Source organism: Acinetobacter sp. AS5, assembly GCF_048957595.1.
Taxonomy (GTDB): domain Bacteria; phylum Pseudomonadota; class Gammaproteobacteria; order Pseudomonadales; family Moraxellaceae; genus Acinetobacter.
The window spans coordinates 1-3424 of sequence record NZ_JARDAL010000102.1; the positions used below are offsets into that span (position 1 = coordinate 1).

Here is a 3424-nt window from a genome sequence, read left to right on the forward strand (position 1 = left end):
GCAGGATCAAACCAAATGGCAATATTTCCGCGACTCATGAGTGCTCGGTTATATGCGGGCCAATTGGTTGTGCGGTAAATTTTGTGTGTAGGCTTCTTCATTTGAAAATTATATCGCTAAAAAAGCCTTTACAGATAGGTTTGTGCAACAAAGCCGAACCATAATAGAAATTATATTTACTAATCTGATTATAAGCATTTTTTTTACTAAGTGTTACATGCTGTATAAATTTGTTGAAAAGTTTAATTTTTTAGATCGCTTTAGAATTAAAGTTATAAATCTTTTAACTAAAAATACCACTCGTTATTCTATATTTTATTGTGCAAGGGGGGGGAGACATCTTTTTTCATCGTTGTTTCGTAGATAAATCGATAAGATGTCTTCAAATTAATCCTGGATACACTTATAACATGGGCACTTTACCAAAAATTGAATCAGTACTGTTAGAAATCCATCAAAGTCTTGGTGGTAATACCTCATATTCGACAGCTCAAAAGAATAAATTTGCCACTGGAAAAATCAGTATCAGTAAGCAATCTGATATGATGAAAACAATTATTTTATCTATTTTTGAAAAACTCAATGTTCGCCCTGAGTCTTTTGATGCCATTTGGCAATCATTAACCAATATTGCAAATGCCTATAAAGGTCTTGAGCTCAAAACTTGGACATTTAATGCTGACCAAAAACAAATTAACTGGATGCTTTTAACGCATTTCTTAGTACCAGGTTTAGCACGATTTTCTGCATTCCAAGCTATTCAAACTCCTTTTGATAAAGGTATGCCAGGTGGCCGTTTCTGGTATTTGCCTGAGCTGATTGAAAATAATAGTGATAAAAAGCTAATTCTACCAGTTCCCCAAGTTATTGACTGGTTAACTGATCTACTAGGAACTGAAATACAAAAAGCTGCCAACCACATTCTAGATATTGACATTCAGAACTTACAACGTTCTCTCTATAACTGGAAGAATGGTACAAATACTATTCGTTATAGCTCTATTTATGAATATTTCCCAGATGGGCTAAGTTTAAATTTCGAAGGAGCATTTCTATTAGATGAAACTATTACTCTTGATGAGCAATTTAACCAAGCATTAGCTTTCATCAACAAAAAAGACCTAAATGCTCAAAAGCTTAAATTTGAACTCCCACTGTCTGAGGAAATCCTTACCGATATTTTGCAGGGTAACGTAAATGAAGAAGAAAAAGTTAGATTAATTGAATGCTTATTAGATCGATATTCAGCTCCTACTATAGATGTTATTCGTCAACGTCTTGTTGTTGCTTGTGTAGTACAAGATATTTATCACCGTTTAGTCAAATCTCTGTGCCCTGATGTAGATAAGCATTGCGTAGATCCAATTAAAAATAAAGTTCTGCAATTATTCTCATTATATAAAGTTGTTTATAACCTCACTATCGATGCATGGAGAAATTTTAGATATGATAGTGAATTTGCAGAAGATATGTGGTTTGAGACCCATTTACCTGAATGGGATAAAGAAAGCTTATTTCTTTCGATTCTACCTTCACGTAAAGAAACAGGTATTGATGAACTCGCAACGTATCTGAGCTATAGCTTCCGTATCAATACAAGTGAGGTACTTGATGATGTAATTGGTCATGATGATAATTCATGCACTGAAATTGCTGAACGTACTGTACGTAAACTGCATCACTTTTATGAGGAACAAACCAAAACTCAAGAGCTAAAAGCTCGTATGCAACAAAGCTCACCATGGAGAGCTTTACAAAATGAGCAGAATTATTGGGTAGTAAGTGGCGTAGCTCAGTCAACAGATCTACCTATTCGCTTGAAAGAAATGACCGCTAAGCGTATGAGGGAATTGGCTAATACGCCTTTCGAGAAAATTCTAGTTGTTATTCCAGAGCTTGCTTACTATTTAAATGGTGAAAGTAAAAACAGACCTAAAGATTGCAAAAATAAGGTTGACGCTTTACTTGATGAAGCAGAAAAAACCGAAGGATATGATTTATGGAAGTTTGCCATTTTGCAATACAAAGCTAAACACTTATTGGCACAAAATAATTTTGGCGAGGCATCACAATATTTCAGAGATGCTCTGGAAGAAAGTTTTAAATGTAGTTATGGTCTAATAACTGGAGAAATTGCACGAGATTGTCTAGCTATAGCGGTAGCGAATCAAAAACTTATCACGAACAATCACGAAAAATATTATCGTGAAATGCTTAGTGGTGGAATAATAGAAAGTGATCAAATTCCTTCTATAGAGGAAGTAGCACGTTGGGCATACTCTTATTTCTGGGAAGATCTTTATAAACCGTATCCTGGAATCAAGCCTCAACAACCGCTCAGTAAAACTCTAGTCAAACCGGCGTTGGATAAACTTGTTCCTTTGCTTAAACAAAATAATTTAGCGGGGTTGAAGGATTGGCTAAATTCTAATAATACTTTGTTTAAATCTAATCTGCCTGACGTTGAAGGTAACTCAATGCTCATGCTGATGCTAAAATTATTTTTTGAAGCTCAAAAATTAATGGATGCTAAGATATTAGAGGTTTGGGAAAACTTCTTAAAAGATCTTTTTGAAAAATATCCAGAACAACTGAATATTTCTGATCTTAAAGGCCAAACACCATTAATGTTGGCTGTTGAAGCTCGTGAAACGATGTTAGTTGAACAAATGTTGGCAGCTGGAGCAAATGCAAATATTCAGAATTATCAGGGGATGACTGCCTTACATACAGCCTGTAAAATTCGGACTCCCAAAATTTTTGATGCCTTTTGTACTGAGTCTTCTGACTGGAATGTGACAACAGTAGATGGTAGATTACCGTTACATACTGCCTGTTGGTCTGGAAATCTGTACGCAGTCAAAAAATTGGTACATTTAGCGCCTAAGCAACTTTGGGAAAAAGATCATTCTGGATTCACACCGTTAGAATTGGTTGAAAATCTGATTGAGAATCCTGAAGCACTGCAGATGTTAGAGCAACAAAGTAGAAAAAATGGTTATTCTTGTGGAACACAACAAGAACTTGAAAAAATTCTTGAAGTTTTAGAGCAAAATTTATCTATGAACAGTTAATTTCTCTCTTTAAAAGCCCTGTAGATATTGATATACAGGGCTTCTTCATATTAATACCTATAAACTCTTTTGAATAGCCCCCAAAACAGGTATCAGAAAGCTAAATGATAATAAAATCTTGTGAAGCTTGACCAAAATTAGTGTTTGGTCTAATCTATATTAGTATTAATGAACTAAACACCATGTGTTATTTATTTAACTTATGTTCACCTGAAGTCTAGTTAATAAAACTTTTATTAATTTTATTTATTATTTTCAATAACTTATATAAATAAAAAATAATTATAAATTTTTGGTTCATGAACCTAATGAATTTATTGATACTTTTATAAAATAGAGTTAATTTGTCC

1 protein-coding gene and 1 pseudogene are annotated in these 3424 nt (G+C 33.8%); one reads left to right on the top strand and one right to left on the bottom strand.

The genetic code is table 11. From position 1 onward, the window contains the following. Nucleotides 1-101: pseudogene (locus PV763_RS17140) on the bottom strand (IS5/IS1182 family transposase); the annotation flags it as partial. A 309-nt stretch (nt 102-410) separates the two neighbouring features. Here PV763_RS17140 and PV763_RS17145 point away from each other — a divergent pair. Then, nucleotides 411-3074: an ankyrin repeat domain-containing protein gene (locus tag PV763_RS17145; protein ID WP_420938260.1), complete on the top strand. Its 2664-nt coding sequence runs from the start codon at nt 411-413 to the stop codon at nt 3072-3074. The last annotated feature ends 350 nt before the right edge of the window (nt 3075-3424 follow it).

Excerpts from the sequence above, each read along its gene's own strand:
- PV763_RS17145 (WP_420938260.1), top strand. The coding sequence starts at position 411 with ATGGGCACTTTACCAAAAATTGAATCAGTACTGTTAGAAATCCATCAA.